This window comes from Pseudomonas sp. TMW22091 (genome assembly GCF_022496705.1).
GTDB classification, from domain to species: Bacteria; Pseudomonadota; Gammaproteobacteria; order Pseudomonadales; family Pseudomonadaceae; genus Aquipseudomonas; species Aquipseudomonas saxonica.
Map to the genome: position 1 here is coordinate 17,164 of NZ_SCFI01000008.1, position 23,264 is coordinate 40,427.

Here is a 23,264-nt window from a genome sequence, read left to right on the forward strand (position 1 = left end):
ACCCCATCCGTTCCGTAGGGATAGCCGAGCCAAAGCTCGATAGCCAATACCTACGGAAGCCCCCAGATGAATGCTGAGAAGTCCCTCAAACTTGCCCGCCGGTTCATCGAGTTGCCGTTGGAAAAACGTCAGTTATTCCTCGACGGTCTGCGTGCGGAAGGGATCGACTTTTCGCAGTTCCCCATCCCGGCCGATGTGCCACAGGCCGACCGCCATGCCTTGTCCTACGCGCAGCGGCGCATGTGGTTTTTATGGCAGCTCGACCCGCTCAGCGGCGCCTATAACCTGCCGGGTGCGGTACGCCTCAAGGGTGCGCTGAACATTGCCGCGCTGGAGCAAGCCTTCACCCACGTGGTGCAGCGCCACGAAACCCTGCGCACGGTGTTTCGCCAGAACCCGGATGACAGCCTCGAACAGGCGCCGTTAAGTGCCCCGCTTGTGGTCGAACAGGTGGATCTGAGCCTGTTGCCCGTGATCAAGCGCGAACAGGCAGTTGCCGCTCAGGCTCAGCAGCAATCGCTGCAACCCTTCGATCTGGCCAGCGGCCCGTTGCTGCGCATCAAGCTGCTCAAACTGGACCCGTGCGAGCACGTACTGCTGCTGACTTTGCACCATATCGTCTCGGACGGCTGGTCGATGAATGTGCTGATCGACGAGTTCATCCGCAGTTATGACGCTTTTGAGCGCGGGCATACCCCGCAACTGGCTGATTTACCCATTCAATACAGCGATTACGCCCTGTGGCAGCGCCGCTGGCTGGAGGCGGGTGAGCAGGCGCGGCAGTTGACGTACTGGCAAGCCCAGTTGGGTGATGAACACCCGGTCATGGCGTTGCCCGCCGATTACCCGCGCCCCGCGATGCCAAGTTATCAAGGCACCCGTCATGAGTTCGCCGTGGCCCCGGAGTTGGTCGAACAACTGCGAGCACTGGCACAGCAGCATCAAGTGACCCTGTTCATGCTGCTGCTGGGGGCCTTCAATATTCTGCTGCACCGCTACAGCGGCCAGAGTGATCTGCGTGTCGGGGTGCCGATTGCCAACCGCAATCGCCGTGAGGTCGAAGGGCTGATCGGGTTTTTCGTCAACACCCAAGTGCTACGCACCCAACTCACTGCGCAGACCTCAGTGGCCGAGCTGTTAAGCGCCGTCAAAGAAACCGCACTCGGTGCTCAGGCGCATCAGGAGTTGCCGTTCGAGCAATTGGTCGAAGCCCTCAAGCTTGAACGCAACCTGAGCCACAACCCGCTGTTTCAGGTGATGTACAACCACCAGCCAAACGTGGCGGATATAGAAGCGGTGAGCACGGCGTCGGGCCTGGAGCTGGGGCTGATTGAGTGGCAAGGGCGCACCACGCAGTTCGACCTGAGCCTGGACACCTACGAAAAAGGCGGCCGTCTGCACGCGGCGCTGACCTATGCCAATGATCTGTTCGACGCCAGCACCATCACCCGCATGGCGCGTCACTGGAGCAACCTGCTGCGCGCACTGGTAGACAACAGCGAGCGCCGTGTCGGCGAATTGCCGATGCTTGATGCCGGTGAAGTACAGGCTCAGGTGCACGACTGGAACAACACTCAGGTCGATTACCCGACCCACACCTGCCTGCAACAGCTGATCGAAGCACAGGTCACCCGTACGCCTGAGGCGAGCGCTCTGGTATTTGGCGCACAGGCCATGACCTACGCGCAGCTCAATGCCCGCGCCAACCAACTGGCGTACGCGTTGCGCGAGCAGGGCGTTGGCCCGGATGTGCTGGTGGGTGTCGCGGTCGAGCGCTCGCTGGAGATGGTCATTGGCCTGCTGGCCATCCTCAAGGCGGGCGGAGCCTATGTGCCGCTCGACCCGGATTACCCGCAGGAGCGGCTGGCTTACATGATTGAAGACAGCGGCATTGGCCTGCTGTTAAGCCAGACTGCGCTGCTGACAAAATTGCCGGTGACCGGGATCACGGTCATCTGCCTCGATCAGAACACTGAATGGCTCGACGCTTACAGCGACGACAACCTGGTGGTTGCTCAGGATTCGCAGCACCTTGCCTATGTCATCTACACCTCCGGCTCCACGGGCCGTCCCAAGGGCGCGGGCAACACCCACGCGGCGCTGGTCAACCGCCTGAGCTGGATGCAGCAGGCATACACGCTGACCGCCGAAGACGCGGTGCTGCAAAAGACCCCGTTCAGTTTTGACGTCTCGGTGTGGGAGTTTTTCTGGCCGTTGCTGACCGGCGCACGGCTGGTGCTGGCGCAACCGGGGGAGCACCGTGAACCGCTGCGCCTGATCGACACCATTCGCGAGCAACGCATCACCACGCTGCACTTTGTACCCTCGATGTTGCAGGCCTTTATTCACGAGACGGGCGTCGAGCAGTGTCACAGTCTGCGGCGCATCGTGTGCAGCGGTGAAGCGCTGCCGGTGGATGCGCAGCAACAGGTGTTCGGCAAGTTGCCCAAGGCTGAGCTGTACAACCTGTATGGCCCTACCGAAGCCGCCATCGACGTGACCCATTGGACCTGTGTGGACGAAGGCAGCGCGAGCGTGCCGATTGGCTTGCCGATCGCCAACCTGCGCACGCTGGTGCTTGACGCCGACCTGTCGCCGGTGGCCGTGGGCGTGGCGGGTGAGTTGTACCTGGGCGGTGCCGGGCTGGCGCGCAATTACCACCGTCGCGCGGCACTCACTGCCGAGCGCTTTGTGCCATGCCCGTTCAATCCGGGGCAGCGTCTTTACCGCACCGGCGACCTCGTGCGCCAGCGGGTCGACGGGGTGATTGAGTATCTGGGCCGTCTCGACCATCAGGTCAAATTGCGCGGTTTGCGCATTGAGCTGGGGGAAATTGAAGCGCGCCTGGTCGAACAGCCGTCCGTGCGCGAGGCCGTGGTGCTGGTGCTCGATGGTAAACAACTGGTGGCCTACGTAGTGCTTGAAGACCCGGCCAGCGCCGAGGATTGGCAAACGACGCTGACCAGTCACCTGCAAGCCGGGCTGCCGGAATACATGGTGCCCAGTCACTGGGTCAGCCTTGAACGCTTGCCGCTGTCACCCAACGGCAAGCTGGAACGCAAGGCATTGCCACGGCCCGACCTGAGTGCGGTGCAGCAAGGCTATGCGGCACCGACAAGCACTCTGGAACAGCGCCTGGCCGACATCTGGCAGCATGTGCTGGGCGTGGCACAGGTCGGCGTTGATGACAACTTCTTCGCCCTGGGGGGCGACTCGATCATTTCCATTCAAGTGGTCAGCCGTGCGCGTCAGGCCGGTATCGCCTTTAGCCCGCGTGATCTGTTCCAGCACCAGACCATCCGCAGCCTGGCCCGTGTCGCTCAATTGAGCAGCCACAGTCAGATTGATCAGGGAGTCGCCACCGGTGCTGTGGCATTGGCCCCGGTGCAACAGTGGTTTTTCGACCAGCCGATGCCCGCTCGCCAGCACTGGAACCAGTCCCTGTTACTGCACCCGCGTCAGCCCATTGAGGCGGCTCAGCTAGAGCAGGCCCTGCACACCCTGTTAAGCCATCACGACGCCTTGCGCCTGCGCTTCGAACAGCACGACGGCCGCTGGCAGCAAGCCTATGCCGAACTGCCGGGCGATTCCCTGTTGTGGCATAAGCAGGCAGCCTCCAGTGATGAACTGCACAGTCTGTGCGAGCAAGCCCAGCGCAGCCTCGACCTGCAAAACGGCCCGTTGCTGCGCGCACTGTTGGTCGATCTGCCGGATCACAGTCAGCGTTTGCTGCTGGTGGTGCATCACCTGGCGGTCGATGGCGTGTCATGGCGCGTGTTGCTTGAAGACCTGCAACAGTTTTACAGCTCACCCGCTCAACCGCCGCAGGCCAAAACCAGCGCCTATCAAGCCTGGACGGCGCGCCTGTCAGACGCCGCACAGGCCCGTGTGGATGAGCTTGCGCTGTGGCAACAGCAATTGGCCGGTGCCTCCAGCGCATTGCCCCAAGACCGGGCCGAGGCCGGATTGCACAGCCGTGACGGTCGCACCCTCGAACTCAAGCTCAATCACGAGCTGACCCGCCAACTGCTGCAAGTGGCCCCGGCGACCTATCGCACCCAGGTCAACGACCTGCTGTTGACCGCATTGGCACGGGTTATCTGCCGCTGGAGCGGGCAGGCCAGCAGCCTGATTCAGCTGGAAGGGCACGGCCGCGAAGAGCTGTTTGCCGACCTCGACCTGTCACGCACCGTGGGCTGGTTTACCAGTCTGTTCCCGGTGCAACTGACCCCGACCGCAGACCTTGGTGACTCGCTCAAATCGATCAAGGAACAACTGCGCAGCGTCCCGGAAAAAGGTGTGGGCTATGGCCTGCTGCGTTATCTGGCGGGCGCCGACGTGGGTTCGCAACTGGCTGCCTTGGCCACACCGCGCATTACCTTCAACTACCTGGGCCAGTTTGACCGTCAGTTTGACGAGCAGGCGCTGTTCACCCCGGCCACCGAAAGCGCCGGGCGGGCACAGGATGAACAGGCGCCGCTGGCCAACTGGCTGAGCATCGAAGGGCAGGTGTATGGCGGCGAGTTGAGCCTGCAATGGACGTACAGCGAGCAGATGTACGACGCGGCGACTATTCAGGCGCTGGTCGATGACTACCAGCGTGAACTGAGCGCCTTGATCGAACACTGCGTAAACCATGAACAGGGCGGCATGACCCCGTCCGACTTCCCGCTGGCGCAACTGACCCAGGCCCAACTGGACATGCTCAAGGTGCCGGCCCGCGACATCGAAGACATCTACCCGCTGTCGCCGATGCAGCAAGGTCTGCTGGTGCACACCTTGCTGGAACCCGGTTCCGGCATCTACTTCATGCAAGACCGCTACATCATCGACAGTGAAATCGACCTGCCGCGCTTTACGGCGGCCTGGCACGCCGTGGCCCAGCGGCACGATGCCCTGCGTGCCTCTTTCAGCCTCGACGATGACGGCCGCATGCTGCAAATCATCCACCGTGACGCCGCCCCCACGGTGCAGGTGCATGACTGGAGCGAACGCCCCGAAGCGGAACACGAGGCCGCGCTGCAAGCCTTGCTGGCGCAAGACCGGGCGCAGGGTTTCGACCTGCTTGACACGCCGCCTTTCAGCCTGCGTCTGATCCGACGCAGCGCCGGGCATTACTGGTTCATCCTCAGCAATCACCACATCCTGATTGATGCCTGGTGCCGCTCGCTGCTGCTGCAAGATTTCTTCGCGTTGTACAGCGGCGAACGCACTCTGGCCCCGGCGGCGCGCTACCGCGACTTTATCCAGTGGCTGCAAGAGCAAGGCGAGCGTGAGGCGCTGGACGCCTGGACCATCGAGCTGGCCGGTTTTGAGCAGCCGACGCCGCTGCCGTTTGACCGTGCACTGCGCCGTCAGGGCGGTTTTTCCGAGATCGGCGATGTGTATGCCGATCTGGAAGTGACGCAAGGCCGAGCCCTGCGTGAACTGGCCCAGCGTTACCAGTTGACCGTCAACACCCTGACTCAAGCTGCGTGGGCGCTGGTGTTGCAGCGTTACAGCGGTCTGGATGAAGTGCTGTTCGGCGTTACCGTGGCGGGTCGCCCGATCAATCGCCCGGAAATGCAGGACACCGTGGGGCTGTTTATCAACAGCATCCCGTTGCGGATGCGTTTGCCCCGTGCCGGTCAGAACGTCAGCGTGCGTGAATGGCTGCAAGGACTGTTCGAGCACAATCTGGCGCTGCGTGAGCACGAGCATTTGCCGTTGCTGAACATTCAGGCGTGCAGCGCGCTGGAGAAAGGCCAAAACATTTTCGACAGCCTGTTCGTGTATGAAAATGCCCCGGTGGAAAGCGCCGTGGCCAGTGGCGCCGCGCAAATCAACGCCAAGTCAGACAGCGCGCGCACCCACACCAACTACCCGATGACCGTGGTGGTGTACCCCGGCGATGCGCTCGGCTTGCACCTGTCGTACGACAAACGCTTCTTCGACTGCGCCACCGCCGAGCGCTTGCTGGCTGACTTCAAGCGCCTGCTGTTGGCCATTGGTGAACATGCCGAGGGCCAGTTCGCAGACCTGCCGGTAGTTGCCCGTGCCGAGTGCGACGCCTTGTTGCAAGCGGGTAACCACACCGCTCGTGACTACCCGCTGGAACAGGGCTATGTGCGCTTGTTTGAAAAGCAGGTGGCGGCCCATCCTGACCAAGTGGTTGCCACCTGCCTTGAGCAACAGTGGACGTACAGCGATCTCGATACCCGCGCCAACCGGCTTGGTTGGGCCTTGATAAACGTCGGAATTGGCGTTGATCAGCCCGTGGCCTTGCTGGCAGAGCGCAGCCTGACGCTGCTCGGCATGATGCTCGGCAGTTTCAAGGCGGGTGCGGCGTACTTGCCGCTGGATCCGCAATTGCCTACCCAGCGTTTGCTCGACCTGCTGCAACTGGGCAAGGTGCCTGCGCTGGTGGCCAGCAGCGCCTGCCGCGATCAGGCTGTGGAGATGTTGGCGCTGCTGGCACCGGCGCAGCGTCCGCAGTTGTTGATCTGGGACGAGGTGCAGAGCGGTGCCTGTTCAGTCGAACAGCCGGGGATCTATACCGCGCCAAACGCGCTGGCCTATGTGATCTTCACCTCCGGTTCCACCGGCACGCCCAAAGGGGTGATGGTCGAACAGGCGGGCATGCTCAATAACCAACTGAGCAAAAAGCCGTACTTTGACCTCGCCAGCGCTGACGTGATCGCCCAGACCGCCTCGCAAAGCTTCGATATATCGGTGTGGCAGTTCCTCGCCGCGCCGTTGTTTGGCGCCCAGGTCGACATCGTGCCCAACGCCATCGCCCATGATCCGGCGGCCTTGCTGGCCCATGTCGACGCACGCGGCATCAGCGTGCTGGAGAGCGTGCCGTCGCTGATTCACAGCCTGCTCGACGAGGCGCATGGCTCATTGCACAGCTTGCGCTGGATGCTCCCGACCGGCGAAGCCATGCCGCCGGAACTGGCGCGGCGCTGGTTGCAGCGCCACCCGCAGATCGGTCTGGTCAACGCTTATGGCCCCGCAGAGTGTTCGGACGACGTGGCGCTGTTTCGCGTGGATGCAGAGTCGGCGGCCGGGGCTTACTTGCCGATTGGTCTGGCCACCGACAACAACCGTTTGTACGTGCTGGACGGCGGCTTGTCGCCGGTGCCTGCGGGCGTGGTGGGTGAGCTGTATGTTGCCGGCACGGGGGTTGGTCGCGGTTATTTCAGTGACCCGTCGCGCAGTGCGGCGGTGTTCCTGCCCAACCCGTTTGCGCAACAGGCGGGCGAACGGTTGTACCGCACTGGCGATCTGGCGCGGCGCCGGGTCGACGGCCAACTGGAATACGTGGGCCGTATCGATCAGCAAGTCAAAGTGCGCGGTTTCCGCATCGAACTGGGGGAAATCGAATCGCGCCTGCGTGACCTGGATGGCGTGCGCGAAGCCGCCGTTGTGGTGCAGGACGGGCCGACCGGCAAAGCGCTGGTGGCCTTTGTCGTGCCCGACGATGACGCCCGCGACTGGAGCGCATTGCGTGAACACCTCAAGGCCGGGCTAAAAGCCCAGTTGCCCGAGTACATGGTGCCGCTGCAATGGCTGGCCTTGCCCGGCCTGCCGCGCAATGCCAACGGCAAAGTGGATCGCAAGGCGCTGCCAAAGGCCCAGGCGGCAGACTGGCAGCGCGAGGTGATTGCCCCGCAGCCGGGGGTCGAAACCGTGATGGCGGCGATTTGGCAGGAAGTGCTCAAACTGGAGGCGGTGAGCCGCGACGACAACTTCTTCGAGCTGGGTGGCCATTCCTTGCTGGTGGCGCAAGTGGTGTCCCGCGTGCGTCAGCAACTGGCCATTGAATTGCCCCTGAGCAGCCTGTTTGAAACCAGCGTGTTCAGCGAGTTTGCTGCGCGCTGTGCGGCGCAGCCCCGCGCCGTCAGCCAACCGCCGTTGCAGCGCTTGGCGGCGGATCATCCCGGTGTGCTGTCTTACGCCCAGCAACGTCAGTGGATCCTCTGGCAACTGGACCCGGACAGCGCCGCGTACAACATCCCGGCAGCGTTGCGCCTCAAGGGCACGCTGCATCGCGACGCTTTGCTGCACAGTTTCAACGACCTGCAAGCGCGTCATGCCACATTGCGCACCACCTTTGTTCAGGACGGCGAACAGGCTCGTGGCGTGCTGCACGCCCATCTGCCGCTGGCCCTGCGTGAGTTGACGCTGGATAGCGCCGACGCGGCGCAGATCGAGGCGCAGGTGGCCGAAGAAATGCGTCAGCCCTTTGACCTGCGCAATGGCCCGCTGCTGCGGGTGCTGTTGCTCAAGGTCGCGGCCGACGAGCATGTGTTGGTACTGACCGTGCACCATATCGCCGCCGATGGCTGGTCGATGCAGGTGATGGTCGATGAATTCAGTGCGCTGTATCAGGCCCATGTACAAGGGCAGGCAGCCCGGTTGCCAGCCTTGGCCGTGAGCTATGCCGACTACGCGGCGTGGCAGCGTGAGTGGTTGCAAGCGGGCGAGGGCGAGCGCCAGCTCAGCGCCTGGCGCGAGCAACTGGGCACTCACCACACACCGTTGCAACTGCCCAGCGAACTGACTCGCCCGGCGATTCGCAGCGAGCGCGGCGCGCGTCTTGAACTGGCGCTGGAACCGGCGTTGGCCGCCGGGCTGCGGCAAGTGGCTCAGCAGCACAATGTGACCCTGTTTATGTTGCTGCTCGCCAGCTATCAGACGCTGCTGCACCGCTACAGCGGCCAGTCGACCATCAATGTCGGCGTGCCCAATGCCGGACGCGGGCGGCTTGAAACGGAAGGCCTGATCGGCTTCTTTATCAACACTCAGGTACTGCGCGCCGAGATCGACGGCCAACAAACCTTTGCCAGCCTGTTGCAGCAGGTCAAGCGCTCGTCGCTGTGGGCACAGGCCCATCAAGACCTGCCGTTCGAGCAACTGGTAGACGCCTTGCAACCCGAGCGTAGCCTGAGCCACAGCCCGCTGTTTCAGGTGCTGTTCAACCATCAGCGGGCCATCGGTGACAGCGTTGAGCGGGTGCTCGAAGGGCTGACCGTGGAGCGCATGGACTGGCAGCAGCACACGGCCCAGTTCGACCTGGCGCTGGACACCGAAGAGCAGGGCGAGCATCTGCGCGCCAGCCTGACCTACGCCCGTGACGTGTATGACGCGGCCACCATCGAGCGTCTGGCCGGGCATTGGCTCAATCTGCTGCGCGCCGTGGTCAGTGAGCCGCAGCAGCGAATTGCCGAACTGGGGCTGCTCGACAGCGCTGAACAACTTCGCTTGATCGAACACTGGAACCCGGTGCTCGAACCTCAGGTGCAAAGCCTCAACCTGCATCAGCTGTTTGAAGCACAGGCGGCGCTACAGCCGCAGGCCGTGGCCTTGCGTTGTGCGCACGCGTCCCTGAGCTACGGCGAGCTGAATGCGCAAGCCAACCGGCTGGCGCGCAAACTGCGCGAACTGGGAGTAGGCCCGGACGTGCGGGTGGGCATTGCCACCGAACGGGCGATGCCGCTGGTGGTCGGCCTGCTGGCCATTCTCAAGGCGGGCGGCGCCTATGTGCCGCTCGATCCGCAATACCCGGCGGAACGCTTGAGCTACATGATCGAAGACAGCGGCATTCACCTGTTGCTGACCCAAGAGCACTTGCTGGAAAACCTGCCGCCACGGGTGGGCGTGCAGACCCTGTGCCTGGAGCATCTGGTGCTGGACGGTTTCAGCGAACAAAACCTTGGCAACCTGACCCACGCCGACAACCTGGCCTATGTGATCTACACCTCCGGCTCCACCGGGCGGCCCAAAGGCGCACTGTTGAGCCACGCCAACGTCACCCGCTTGCTCAGCGCGACACAGGGGTCGTTCAATTTCGGCCCGAGCGATGTGTGGACGCTGTTCCATTCCTACGCTTTCGACTTCTCGGTGTGGGAGTTGTTTGGCGCGCTGTGCACCGGCGGGCGTCTGGTGATCGTGCCGTACTACATCAGCCGTGAGCCGCAGGCGTTTCACCAGTTGCTGTGCGACGAACAGGTGACGGTGCTCAACCAGACACCCACCGCTTTCCGCCAACTGCTGCCGGTTGCCTGCAACAGCCCGCAACCGCTGGCGTTGCGTTGGGTGATCTTCGGCGGTGAAGCGTTGGAAGTGTCCAGCCTGCGCCCGTGGTATGAGCGTTTTGGCAGCCATCAGACCACCCTGGTCAACATGTACGGCATTACTGAAACCACGGTGCATGTGACCTTCCGTGCGCTGAGCCCGAGCGACCTTGATGCCAAGGTGCAAAGCCCGATTGGCCGGCCCCTCAACGACCTCAGCTGGTACTTGCTCGACAGTCAGCTCCAGCCCGTTGCGCAAGGCTGCGCGGGTGAGCTGTATATCGCCGGTGCCGGTCTGGCGCGGGGCTATCACGGGCGTGCCGGGCTGACCGCCGAGCGCTTTGTCGCCAGCCCCTTTATGGCCGGTGAGCGCCTGTACCGCAGCGGCGATCTGGCCCGTCAGCGGGCGGACGGCAACATCGAATATCTGGGCCGCATCGACCAGCAAGTGAAAATTCGCGGGTTCCGTATCGAGCTCGGTGAAATCGAAGCCTGCCTCAAGCAGCAAATCGGCGTGGCCGAAGCGGTACTCAGCGTGCACCAAGACCAGCTGTGCGCCTACGTGGTGGCGGATCACACGCCGGTCGATCCGCTGCTGTGGCGCGAGCAACTGCGGGCGGCGCTCAAAGTCGACCTGCCGGACTACATGGTGCCGAGCCATTGGCTGCTGCTCGACGAACTGCCCCTGACCGGCAACGGCAAACTCGATCGCAAAGCCTTGCCCCTGCCCGACGCCGAGGTATGGCAGCGACCTTACCGGGCCCCGGAGGGCGAGCTGGAAACCCAACTGGCGGCGATTTGGGCCAGCGTGCTGGGGGTCGAGCGTGTCGGTCGTGACGACAACTTCTTTGAATTGGGCGGGCACTCGTTGCTCGCGGCTCAGGCCAGTGCCCGGGTCGAACTTGAATTGGGCATCGAACTGGCGCTGCGTGCGCTGTTCGAGGCCGCTGACTTGCACACCTATGCCGCTTTGGCACAGGCCCAAACGCCTGCGGATAACGCTGTTCGTTTGAGCGCGCTTGAATCGCTGCTCGACGAGATGGAGATCAACTGATGGAAAACGCAACCGCCTGGCGCATTGCCAACCGTTTCGCCAGCCTTGCGCCGCAGCAGCGCCGCGAATTTCTGCAAAAAATGCAGGAGCAGGGCGTCAGTTTTGGCCAACTGCCGATTCCGCCCACCGCACCCGCCAATGAGCCGTGCGAACTGTCTTATGCGCAGCAGCGCCAGTGGTTTTTGTGGCAGCTTGATCCCGAGGGTGCGGCCTACCATATCCCCGCCGCCCTGCGGTTGCGCGGCACGCTCAACGTCGAGGCCTTGCAACATAGTTTTGACGCGCTGCTGGAGCGTCATCACAGCTTGCGCACCGGCTTCACCGAAGAAGACGGGCAAGTGCGCCAACAGTTGCACGGCTCGACCTTGCGCTTAACGCAGCATGATTTACGCGATCAACCCTCGCCAGAGCGCATGGCCTGTGCGTTGCGTCAGGTCGAGCAGGACATCGCCCAACCTTTCGATCTGCAACACGGCCCGTTGCTGCGCGTCAGCCTGATGCAACTGGACAACGACGACCATGTGCTGGTGTTGACCCTGCACCATATCGTCGCCGATGGTTGGTCGATGGGCGTACTGATCGAAGAGTTCTCTGCGCTCTACGCCGCCCATGCCCAAGGCCGCAGCGCCGAGTTGCCGGCCTTGCCGATTCAATACGCCGACTACGCGCTGTGGCAACGGCGCTGGATGGAGGCAGGCGAGCTGGAGCGCCAATTGGACTGGTGGCGCGCGCAATTGGGCACGGAACAGCCCGTGCTTGAACTGCCCGGCGACCGTTCGCGCCCCGCGCAACCGACCCAGCATGGCGCGCGGCTGGACTTTGCGCTGGAGCCCGCACTGGCCAAGGGCTTGATGACGCTGGCGCGCCAACGCGGCGTGACCCCTTTTATGCTGCTGCTGGCCAGTTTTCAGGCGTTGCTGCATCGCTACAGCGGGCAGACCGACCTGCGTATCGGCGTGCCGGTGGCCAACCGCAACCGTGCCGAAACCCATGGCCTTATCGGTTTTTTCGTCAACACCCAGGTACTGCGCGCCGAGCTGGACGGGCGCCTGCCGTTTGCCCGTTTGCTGGAGCAAACCCGCGACCGCTCGCTGGATGCCCAAGGTTATCAGGATGTGCCGTTCGAGCGTCTGGTCAATGCCCTGCAAGGCGAGCGCAGCCTGAGCCACAGCCCTCTGTTTCAAGTGATGTTCAACCACCAGCAAAGCCGTCCCGGCGCGCTGGGCGGGATGCTCGCCGGTCTTGAAGTCGAAAGCCTGGAGTGGCAAGGCCGCACCGCTCAATTCGACCTGCAACTGGACACCCACGAAGAAGGCGAGCGGTTGCTGGCCAGCCTGACCTACGCCACCGACCTGTTTGACGCCGCGCGCATCGACAACCTGGCCCGCCACTGGCGCAACCTGCTGGGCGCGATTGTGGCCAACCCCGAGTGCGCCATTGGCGAGTTGCCGATGCTCTCGGCGGGCGAAAGCGAGGCCACGCTCTATGGCCTCAATGCCACACAACAGGACTATCAAGGCCCCGAGTGCGTGCATCTGCATATCGAAGCACAAGCGGCGGCCACCCCGGATGCCTGCGCGCTGGAATTTGCCGGGCAACGCCTGACTTACGCCGAATTGAATCAGCGGGCCAACCGTCTCGCGCATACATTGCGCGAGCAGGGTGTCGGCCCCGAAGTTCGGGTGGGAATTGCTTGTGAGCGTTCGCTGGAGCTGGTGATAGGTCTGCTGGCGATTCTCAAGGCGGGCGGTGCCTATGTGCCGCTGGACCCGGAATACCCGGCTGAACGTCTTGCCTATATGTTCGACGACAGCGGTATCAGCCTGCTGTTGACTCAAGCGCACCTGCTGGCCGCTTTGCCTGTGCCGGCCGGGCTGGCACACCGGTGCCTTGAGTCGTCAGCCCACTGGCTCAGCGATGTCAGTGCGGACAACCTGACCAACACCGCGTGCGCACAAAACCTGGCCTATGTGATTTACACCTCCGGTTCCACGGGCAAGCCCAAAGGTGCTGGCAACAGTCACGGCGCGCTGTACAACCGTCTGGCGTGGATGCAACAGGCCTACGACCTGACTCCCGCAGACCGGGTGTTGCAGAAAACCCCGTTCAGTTTTGATGTGTCGGTGTGGGAGTTTTTCTGGCCGTTGATGCACGGCGCCACTTTGGTGGTCGCAGCCCCTGGCGCCCACCGCGACCCGCAGCAACTGGCGGCCCTGATCGTCGAACAAGCGATCACCACACTGCATTTTGTGCCGTCGATGCTGCAAGCCTTTATCAGCGCCGACGAAGCCGCCCGCTGTACGTCCTTGCAACGCATCGTGTGCAGTGGCGAAGCCTTGCCGATGACCTTGCAGCGCCAGACCTTCAACTGCCTGCCGCAGGCCCGGCTGTACAACCTGTATGGTCCGACCGAAGCGGCCATCGACGTGACCCATTGGACCTGCGTAGAAGAGGGCCGCGACAACGTGCCGATTGGCCGCCCCATCGCCAACCTGCGCACCTATATCCTCAGCCCCGAATTACGGCCCTTGCCCAGCGGTGCGATCGGCGAGCTTTACCTGGCTGGCGCCGGGCTGGCGCGGGGTTACCATGCCCGTCCGGGGCTGACCGCCGAGCGCTTTGTGGTTGATCCATTTGGCCGTGGCGAGCGGTTGTACCGCACCGGCGATCTGGCCCGCTATCGTGCCGATGGCGCCATCGAGTACTGCGGGCGAATTGATCATCAAGTAAAAATCCGTGGCCTGCGCATCGAACTGGGCGAAATCGAAGCGCGCCTGCAAGAACACCCGCAGGTGCAGGAAGCCGTGGTGTTGGCGCTGGGCAACCAGTTGGTCGCTTATCTGGTGCCGGTCGAGGCCGTGCTTGATCTGCCGGCATGGCGCGAAGCACTCAAGGCGCACCTGCTGCACACCTTGCCCGACTACATGGTGCCGACGCACCTGATGTTGATCGACCACATGCCGCTCAGCCCCAACGGCAAACTGGACCGCAAGCAATTACCGAGCCCTGAGGTCAGCGTCAGCCAGCGTGTTTTTGAAGCGCCACGCAGCGACAACGAGCGGCAACTGGCAGCCATTTGGCAAGACGTGCTGGGTGTCGAACAGGTCGGTCGGCAGGACAACTTCTTCGAGCTGGGCGGGGATTCGATCATCTCCATTCAAGTGGTCAGCCGCGCCCGTCGCGCCGGTTTGCGCTTGCAGCCCCGCGACCTGTTTCAACAACCGACACTGCACGCACTGGCCGCTGTGGTCAGCCAGCAGGCCGCGCCGCAGATTGCCCAAGGCCCCGTCGTGGGTACGCAAACCCTGACCCCGGTGCAGCAGTGGTTTTTTGCCAACCAGACCGTGCAGCCCCAACACTGGAATCAGTCGGTGTTGCTGGACGTGCGCCAACCGTTGGACTTGCTGCGCCTGCAAACCGCGCTGCAACGAGTGCTGGCACAGCATGATGCCCTGCGGTTGCAATTCCGCCAGCAGGACGGGCAGTGGACGGCGCGCTATGTGCCACTGGACAGCGCCGCCGCCACGGATGTGCTGTGGACGGCGCAGGTGCAAAGCGACGACACCTTGCAAGGGCTGTGCGATGAAGCCCAGCGCAGCCTCTCGCTGCACGACGGCCCGTTGCTGCGCGCCGTGCTGATCGACCATGAAAACGGCGGTCAGCGGTTGTTGTTGGTGATCCACCATTTGGTGGTCGATGGCGTGTCGTGGCGGGTGCTGCTCGAAGACCTGCAAGCAGCCTACGCCGATCAGGCGTTACCGGAAAAAACCAGCGCCCTGCAAGACTGGGCGACGCAACTGAGCGCCTACGCCAGCAGCGAACAACTGGCGGCAGAGCTTGAGTGGTGGCAGCAGCAGTTGAACGACGTCAGCGGCGCGTTGCCCGATGCCCGTGCAAACGGCAGTCAGGCGCTGCGTCATCGGCAGGTGGTCAGCCTCGGTCTGGACCGTGAGCAGACCCGCCACTTGCTGCAACACGCACCGGCAGCGTACCGCACGCAGGTCAACGACCTGTTGCTGACGGCGCTGGCCCGCGCCCTGTGCGACTGGAGCGGCGAGGCGTCAGCGCTGATTCAACTCGAAGGCCACGGCCGTGAAGACGTGTTTGAAACCCTCGACCTGACCCGCACCGTGGGGTGGTTTACCAGCTTGTTCCCGGTCAAATTGACCCCGGCGGCGGACATGGCCGCCTCGATCAAGTCGATCAAACAGCAACTGCGCGACATTCCCGGAAAAGGCCTGGGCTTTGGCGTGTTGCGCTTTCAGGGCGATGCCGAGGTGCAAGCCAGCCTGGCGGCGTTGCCCGCGCCCCGTGTGACGTTCAACTACCTGGGGCAGTTCGATCAGAGCTTCAGCGACGACGCGCTGTTTGTTCCGGCACAGCAGGCCAGCGGCGTGGCGCAAAGTCTGGACTCACCGTTGGCCAACTGGCTGTCGGTGGACGGTCAGGTGTTTGGCGGTGAACTCAAACTGGACCTGAGCTTCAGTCAGGACTGTTTCGACAAGCCCGTGATTGAAGCGCTGGCGGCGGCTTTTCAAGCGCACTTGCAGGCGCTGGTGGCGCACTGCATTGACCCGCAACACAGCGGCGTGACCCCGGCCGACTTCCCGCTGGCCCGCCTGACTCAGGCCCAGCTCGATCAACTGCCGGTCACGCCTCGCCAGATTGAGGATGTGTATCCGCTGTCACCCATGCAAAACGGCCTGCTGTTTCACAGCCTGTATGAGCCGCAGGCGGCGGCTTACGTCAATCAACTCAGCGTTGAAGCCACCGGCCTGGACGCTGCCCGTCTGGCCCGCGCCTGGCAAGCCACGCTGGATGCCCACCCGATCTTGCGCAGCGGTTTCCACTGGCCGCAAGGGGCCAGCGAACCGCTGCAACTGGTGCAGCGTTCATTGCAATTGCCGCTGACCGTACTCGACTGGCGCGGCCGAGCCGATCAGACTAGCGAGCTGGAACTGCTGGCCCGCAGCGAGCGCTTGCAATTTGACCCAGCCCACCCGCCGTTGCTGCGTCTGGCGCTGGTGCGCCTCGACGAACAGCGCCAGCAATTGATCTACACCCACCACCATTTATTGCTGGATGGCTGGAGCAACGCCTTGCTGCTGGGCGAGGTGCTGCAGCGCTATGCCGGCGTCGAGGTGGCCCCTCATCAAGGCCGCTTCGCCGATTACATCGGTTGGTTGCAAGAGCAGGACGCACAGGCGGATGAAGCCTTCTGGCGCGCGCAGTTAGCGACGCTGGAGAACCCGACCCTGCTGGCCCAAAGTCTTCCCCATACGCTTTCGGACAACAGCGCTTACGCCGATCATCGGCAGGTGTTCGATGCCGCGAGCAGCGAGGCGTTTAACCGCTTTGCCCGCCAGCACAGCATCACCCTCAACACCTTGGTACAAGGCGCATGGGCGCTGTTGTTGCAACGTTACAGCGGTCAGCACACCGTGGCGTTCGGTGCCACGGTGTCAGGCCGCCCGGTGGACCTGCCGGGGGCTGAAACCCAGCTGGGCCTGTTTATCAATACCCTGGCGGTGATCACTCGCCCGCAGGCGGCCGAAAGCGTGGCCCAGTGGCTGGGCCGCTTGCAGGCGCACAACCTTGAACTGCGCGAGCATGAATTCAGTGCCCTGAGCGATGTACAGCGCTGGGCCGGTCGTGCGGGCGAGCCGCTGTTCGACAGCCTGCTGGTGTTTGAAAACTTCCCGATCAGCGAGGCCTTGCAGCAAGGCGCACCGGACGGTTTGAGCTTCTCGCTGCCGGACAATCATGAGCGCACCAACTACCCGCTGACATTGGCGGCGGTCAGCGAAGGTCAACTGAGCCTGACCTGGAGCTTTTTGCTCAGCCATTTCGAGCCGACCGCCATTGCTCGCATGAGCGAGCATCTGGCCTGCCTGCTGCACGCTATGGTGGCCGCGCCGCAGGTCAGTCTCGGGCAATTGCCGCTGTTGAGCGCTGTGGAGCAAACCCGCCAACTGCACGACTGGAACCCCGCGCCGGGGGCCGTCACCGAGCAGTGCGTGCATCAGCTGATCGAGGCGCAAGCCGCGACCCGGCCCGAGGCGCTGGCGCTGATGTTTGATCACGCGCAGTTCACCTACGCTGACCTCAACCAGCGCGCCAACCGTCTGGCTCATCGCCTGCGAGAGCTGGGTGTTGGCCCTGAGGTGCGGGTCGGCCTGGCAGTGGAACGTTCACCGCAGATGATTATTGGCCTGCTGGCGATTCTCAAGGCGGGGGGCGCCTATGTGCCGCTCGACCCGGCTTACCCGGCCGAGCGCCTGAGCTATTTGATGCAGGACAGCGGCATTGCGCTGTTGCTCAGCCAGTCATGGCTGCGCAATACCGTGCCACAGATCGACGGCTTGCCGGTGCTGGAACTGGACCGCGAAGCGGTGGGGCATCTGCCCTCAAGCAACCCGGTCAACATGACCGATGCCCGCAATCTGGCCTACCTGATTTACACCTCTGGCTCCACCGGCCGGCCCAAAGGCGTCAGCGTCGCCCACGGCCCGCTGGCCATGCATTGCTTGTCGATTGGCGCGCTGTACGGCATGACCCCGGACGACCGCGAACTGCAATTTGCCTCCATCAGCTTTGACGGTGCCCACGAGCGCTGGCTGACCCCGCTGGTGTTCGGCTCGGCGCTGATGCCCCGTGACGATGAAGTCTGGAGCGCGCAACGCACCTGCGAAGAGATCCAGCGCCACGGCATCACCATTGCCTGCTTTACCCCCAGCTACCTGCTGCAGATGGCCGATTACATCGGCGAAGCGGGGCGCACTCTGCCGATTCGCTCGTACACCGTAGGCGGTGAAGGCATGCCCAAACATGCCTTTGATGAAGTGCAGCGGGTGTTGCAGCCGCCGCGCATCATCAACGGCTACGGCCCGACCGAAACCGTGATCACGCCGCTGATCTGGTGCGCGTACCCCGACACGCAATTTGATTCGGCGTATCTGCCCATCGGCCGTCCGGTCGGCGAGCGCAGCGCCTATGTACTCGACGCCAACCTGCAACTGCTGCCGGTGGGGGTTGCCGGTGAGCTGTACCTGGGTGGCGAAGGCATCGCCCGGGGCTATCACCAGCGCCCGGAGCTGACCGCCGAACGCTTTGTACCCGACCCATTTGTACCGGGTGCGCGGTTGTATCGCAGTGGCGATCTGGCGCGGCTGCGTGAAGACGGAGTGGTGGAGTATCTGGGGCGCATCGACCAGCAAGTGAAGATTCGCGGTTTCCGCATTGAGTTGGGCGAAATCGAAGCCTGCCTGCTGGAGCATGAGGGGGTGCGCGAAGCCTTTGTGGTGGATCGTGATGGCCCGGTCAGCCGGCAATTGGCGGGCTATATCGTGGCCCGCGATCCGTTGGCCGACGAGGCCCAACTGCGCGAAGCCTTGATCGCCCACCTGCGCAGCCGTTTGCCCGCGCACATGTTGCCGGCGCATCTGATGTGCCTGGCGGCATTGCCGCTGACCCCCAATGGCAAGCTCGACCGGCAGGCACTGCCTGAACCCGAAGCCAATCGTCAGGTGGCAGATCGGGTGCCAGCGGCGACACCGGCTGAGGTATTGCTGGTGGGCATCTGGCAGGAACTGCTGGGGCTGGACACGATCGGTGTGACCGAAAACTTCTTTGAGCTGGGCGGCGACTCGATCATCTCGTTGCAAGCGGTGAGCCGTGCGGGGGCATGCGGGCTGGCCTTTACCCCCAAGCAATTGTTTGAGGCGCAGACCATCCGTGGGTTGGCCGCCGTGGCAGTCAATGCCGAGCCGCAAGCACAGGCCCGCGTGGCCACCGCGCCGTTTGCGCAGGTGCCGGTGACGGTACAAGTGGATCGCAGCGAGCTGGATGACCTGTACCCGCTGTCGCCGATGCAACAGGGCATGTTGTTCCACTGCATCGAGTCACCGGAACTGAACCTCTATGTCAACCAGCTCAGCGTGGCGGTGGAGGGCTTGCAGGTCGAGCGTTTCCGCGCGGCCTGGGACACGCTGCTGGCACGCCACGAAGTGCTGCGCGCCGCCTTTATGTGGCGTGACGGTTTGGCTGATCCGCTGCAAGCGGTGTATCGACATGCACAGTTACCGATTGTTGAACTGGACTGGCGTGATCACACGGCCACCGAAGCGGCCCTGCTGGCGTTGGCCGCAGACGATCAGGCCCGTGGCTTTGATCTGAGCTGCCCGCCGCTGATGCGCTTTACTCTGGTGCGTCTGGGCGACAACCAGTTCCAGATGATCTGGACCTACCATCACCTGTTGCTGGACGGCTGGAGTGCCTCGCGCCTGCTGGGTGAAATGCTGCGCCTGTATGGCAAGCAACGCCTGCCGGAACTGACCGGGCGCTATGGCGACTATATCGACTGGTTGCAGCGTCAAGACGCGAGCAGCGCCGAAGGCTTCTGGCGTGAACGCTTGGGCGGACTTGAAACACCGACGATTCTGGCCAATGCGGCCAATACCGAGGGCAGCGGCCACGGGGTGTTGTACAGCTACCTGGACAGCGACGCGACCCGCGGTTTGCAGCGCTTTGCAAGCAGTCAGCGGGTCACGCTTAACACGCTGATTCAGGGCGCATGGCTGCTGCTGTTGCAGCGTCACACCGGGCAGCGCAGCGTGGCTTTCGGCGCAACCGTGGCCGGGCGACCGACCCAGCTGGCCGGAGCGCAGGACATGCTCGGGCTGTTTATCAATACCTTGCCGGTCATCCAGACCCTCGACCCGCAGCAAGCGCTGGGAGACTGGCTGCGTCAGTTGCAGGCCTACAACCTGGCGATTCGCGACTTCGAACACACGCCGCTGGCGGACATTCAGCGCTGGGCCGGGCAGGGCGGCCAAGGGCTGTTCGACAGCATTATCGTGTTCGAAAACCATCCGGTTGACCGCGCCTTGCGCGGTGAGCAGGACGGCGAATTGACGTTTGCCGAAGTCGGCAGTGGCGGCGTGACCAACTTCCCGATGGACTTGATGGTTAGCGCTACCGAGCAAGGGCTGGAGGTGGAATACCTGTACCTGCGTGAACGCTTTACAGCCGAGCAAGTGGAGCGTATTCGTGCCCAGCTGGAAGGCCTGCTGGCGCAATTGCCGCTGGACGCCGCGTGCCTGATCGGTGATATCGGCCTGCCGGCGCCACAGGTTCAATTGCCGCATGACACCGCGCCTGTGCGTGATCTGCTGCACAGCTTTGCGGCGCAGGTGGTGCGCCAACCCCAGGCCCCGGCGTTGCTCTGTGACGGCCGCGAACTGAGCTATGCCGCGCTTGACGCTCAAGCCGATGCGCTGGCGATGCAGTTGCAGGCGCAGGGTATTGGCCCAGAGCAAATAGTGGCGGTGGCCTTGCCGCGCTCCGAACAGACCATCGTGGCCTTTTTGGCGGTGCTCAAGGCCGGTGCGGCGTACCTGCCGCTGGATCTCGATTACCCGGCCGAGCGTTTGACCTTTATGCTCGCCGACTCGGGCGCGAGCCTGCTGCTGTGCAACAGCGATGTGGATCAGCGTGTCCGTTTTAGCGCGGACACGCCGCGTCTGTTGCTGGATCAACTCACCGACCTTCAGGGCAAGCCGCAGCGAGTCCAGGCACTGGCCGGGCAGCTGGCGTATCTGATTTACACCTCCGGTTCCACCGGCCAGCCCAAAGGTGTTGCGGTGGCCCGCGAGCCGATTGCGCGGCATTGTCAGGGCATCATTGATCTGTATGAACTGACCTCAGCCAGCCGCGAGCTGCACTTTATGTCGTTCGCGTTCGACGGCGCTCAAGAGCGCTGGCTCAGTGTGCTGTTGGCGGGGGGCAGTTTGGTGATTCGCGACGACACGCTGTGGACGCCGGAGCAGACCTTGCAGGTCTTGCATGAGCACCGGGTGACGGTGGCGTGCTTCCCGCCGGCCTACTTGCAACAACTGGCCGAAGTGGCGCTGACACAGGGCACGCCACCTGCGGTTCATACCTACTGCTTTGGCGGCGATGCGGTGCCGGACGCCAGCTTTGAGCTGGTCAAGCGAGCGCTGCAACCTCAGCGTCTGGTCAATGGCTATGGCCCGACTGAAACCGTGGTCACGCCGTTGCTCTGGCGTGCCGAGGTGACTGAATGCTGCGAGGCGGCGTACGCGCCGATTGGCCGCAGCGTCGCCGGGCGTGGCGTGTATGTGCTGGACGCCGACATGAATCCGTTGCCGGCGGGCGTCAGCGGCGAGTTGTATCTGGGCGGTGAGTGCCTGGCCCGTGGTTATCACCGCCAACCAGGGTTGAGTGCCGAGCGCTTTGTGCCCGATCCGTTCAACGCCCAAGGCGGGCGCATGTACCGCACCGGAGATCGGGTGCGCCTGCGCGAGTGCGGCTTGGTCGATTACCTGGGACGACTGGATCAGCAAGTGAAAATTCGTGGTTTCCGGATCGAACTGGGTGAAATCGAAGCGCGCTTGCGTCAATGCGAGGGCGTGCAGGATGCCGCGGTCAAGGTGCTGGAAGGTGTCACCGGCAAACAGTTGGTGGGCTATGTGGTGGCGGCCCCGAATGCCGGACTGGAGCGGGTGCTGAAAGAACACCTGCAAGGTCAATTGCCGGATTACATGGTGCCGACGCAGATCGTTGTGCTGGCCCGTTTCCCGCTGTCGGCCAACGGCAAGCTCGACCGTCGGGCCTTGCCCGAGCCGCAACTTGCGCAGGGTCAGTACCGGGCACCGCGTAACGCGCTGGAAAACGCCTTGGCCGTTATCTGGCAAGAGGTGTTGGGGCTGGAGCAGGTGGGCATCGACGATAACTTCTTCGAACTGGGCGGTGACTCTTTGCAGGTGCTCAAGGTGATTTCACGGGTGCGCAATCAGCCGCAGCTGGGTATCAGCTTGAAACTGCGCGATCTGATGCAAAAACCCTGTATTGCCGAACTCAGCGGTTTTGAGCCGCTGATCAGTGCGCAGGCACCTGATCCCTTGTTGGCCCTCAACAGCCGGGTCAACCACGTGCCGCCGTTGTTCTGTCTGCACGCAGGCTTTGGCACGGTGTTCGACTACGAGCCGCTGGCGCGTCGACTTGACGGGCGCCGCAGCGTCTATGGCGTGCAATGCCGCATGTTGCTCGACCCGCAGTGGCAGGACGACTCATTGCAGGCAATGGCGCAGGCATACGCTGAACGCATTCGCCAGCAACAGGCCAGTGGGCCGTATCACCTGCTGGGTTGGTCGTTGGGCGGGGCGTTGACCCTGTTGGTGGCGCAAGCGTTGGAGGCCCAGGGCCAGACCGTTGCGTTTGCCGGTCTGGTCGACAGCTACGTGGCGGGCACCGCGCAAGCCAGTGATGAGCGCGAAGACTTGCAGGATTTCTTGCGCTTTGTGCTGGGGCTGTCGCAAGACGAAGCGCAGACGGTGGTGGACGAAACGGGGGCCGAAGAGGCCATTGCCGCAGCAATGGCCAAGCCGCGCAGCCAACTGGGCGAACACGGGCTGCTGGACGCGGCCGAATTGAGCCAGATATTCGCCGTGGGCACCCGCCTCAAGCAATTAGCGTTGGGGCAATGCGTCTTGCCGCAAACTCGAGTAGCGGCGCACCACTGGTGGGTAGCCGGGCGTGAAGACGAACGTCGGGTGCATGCGGCGCAAATCGGCGCGGGTGCCAGTCATGGTGTGTTGAGCGGCGGGCATTACGACCTGCTGCGTAACACGACCTTACTGGGGGAGTTGGATGACTTATTGGCTGTACACGCGGTTGAACGCCAATCCTCGTAGCCGCTGACGAGGCACGAAGGCTGCGAACGGGCAATGCCCGTAAATCCGTAGCCTTCTGTTCGTCTGATACACATAGGCGCTGGATATACGACGGCTGCGCCGCCGGACGCAGCCTCGCAGAGCTCGTCAGCTGCTACGGAGTGTGTGTTATTGGACGCACGCTCTGCTGTTGTAGCCGTTGACGAGTAGAACGAGGCTACGTTCGACGATGCAATCGTCGCAAACGTTATGAGCACGGTGTGTCAGGCAAGCACCGTTTACGACGGCTGCGCCGCCGGTCGCAGCCTTCGTGCCTCGGCAGCGGCTACAGGATGTGTGTTATTGGGCGCCCAGCTCTGCTGTTGTAGCCGTTGACGAGTAGCACGAGGCTACGTTCGACGATGCAATCGTCGCAAACGTTAAGAGCACGGTGTGTCAGGCAAGCACCGTTTACGACGG

2 protein-coding genes are annotated in these 23,264 nt (G+C 63.2%); both read left to right on the top strand.

The window, feature by feature from the left end:
* Window positions 1-66: 66 nt before the first annotated feature.
* Window positions 67-11,112: a non-ribosomal peptide synthase/polyketide synthase gene (locus EQV93_RS15760; RefSeq protein WP_240891884.1), complete on the top strand. Its 11,046-nt coding sequence runs from the start codon at window positions 67-69 to the stop codon at window positions 11,110-11,112.
* Window positions 11,112-22,826 carry a non-ribosomal peptide synthetase gene (locus EQV93_RS15765; RefSeq protein ID WP_240891885.1) on the top strand — a complete coding sequence of 3,905 codons (11,715 nt, stop codon included), beginning with the start codon at window positions 11,112-11,114 and terminating at the stop codon, window positions 22,824-22,826. Before EQV93_RS15760 ends, EQV93_RS15765 begins: the two co-directional genes overlap by 1 nt.
* Window positions 22,827-23,264: the final 438 nt, after the last annotated feature.

Excerpts from the sequence above, each read along its gene's own strand:
- EQV93_RS15760 (WP_240891884.1), top strand. The coding sequence starts at position 67 with ATGAATGCTGAGAAGTCCCTCAAACTTGCCCGCCGGTTCATCGAGTTG.
- EQV93_RS15765 (WP_240891885.1), top strand. The coding sequence starts at position 11,112 with ATGGAAAACGCAACCGCCTGGCGCATTGCCAACCGTTTCGCCAGCCTT.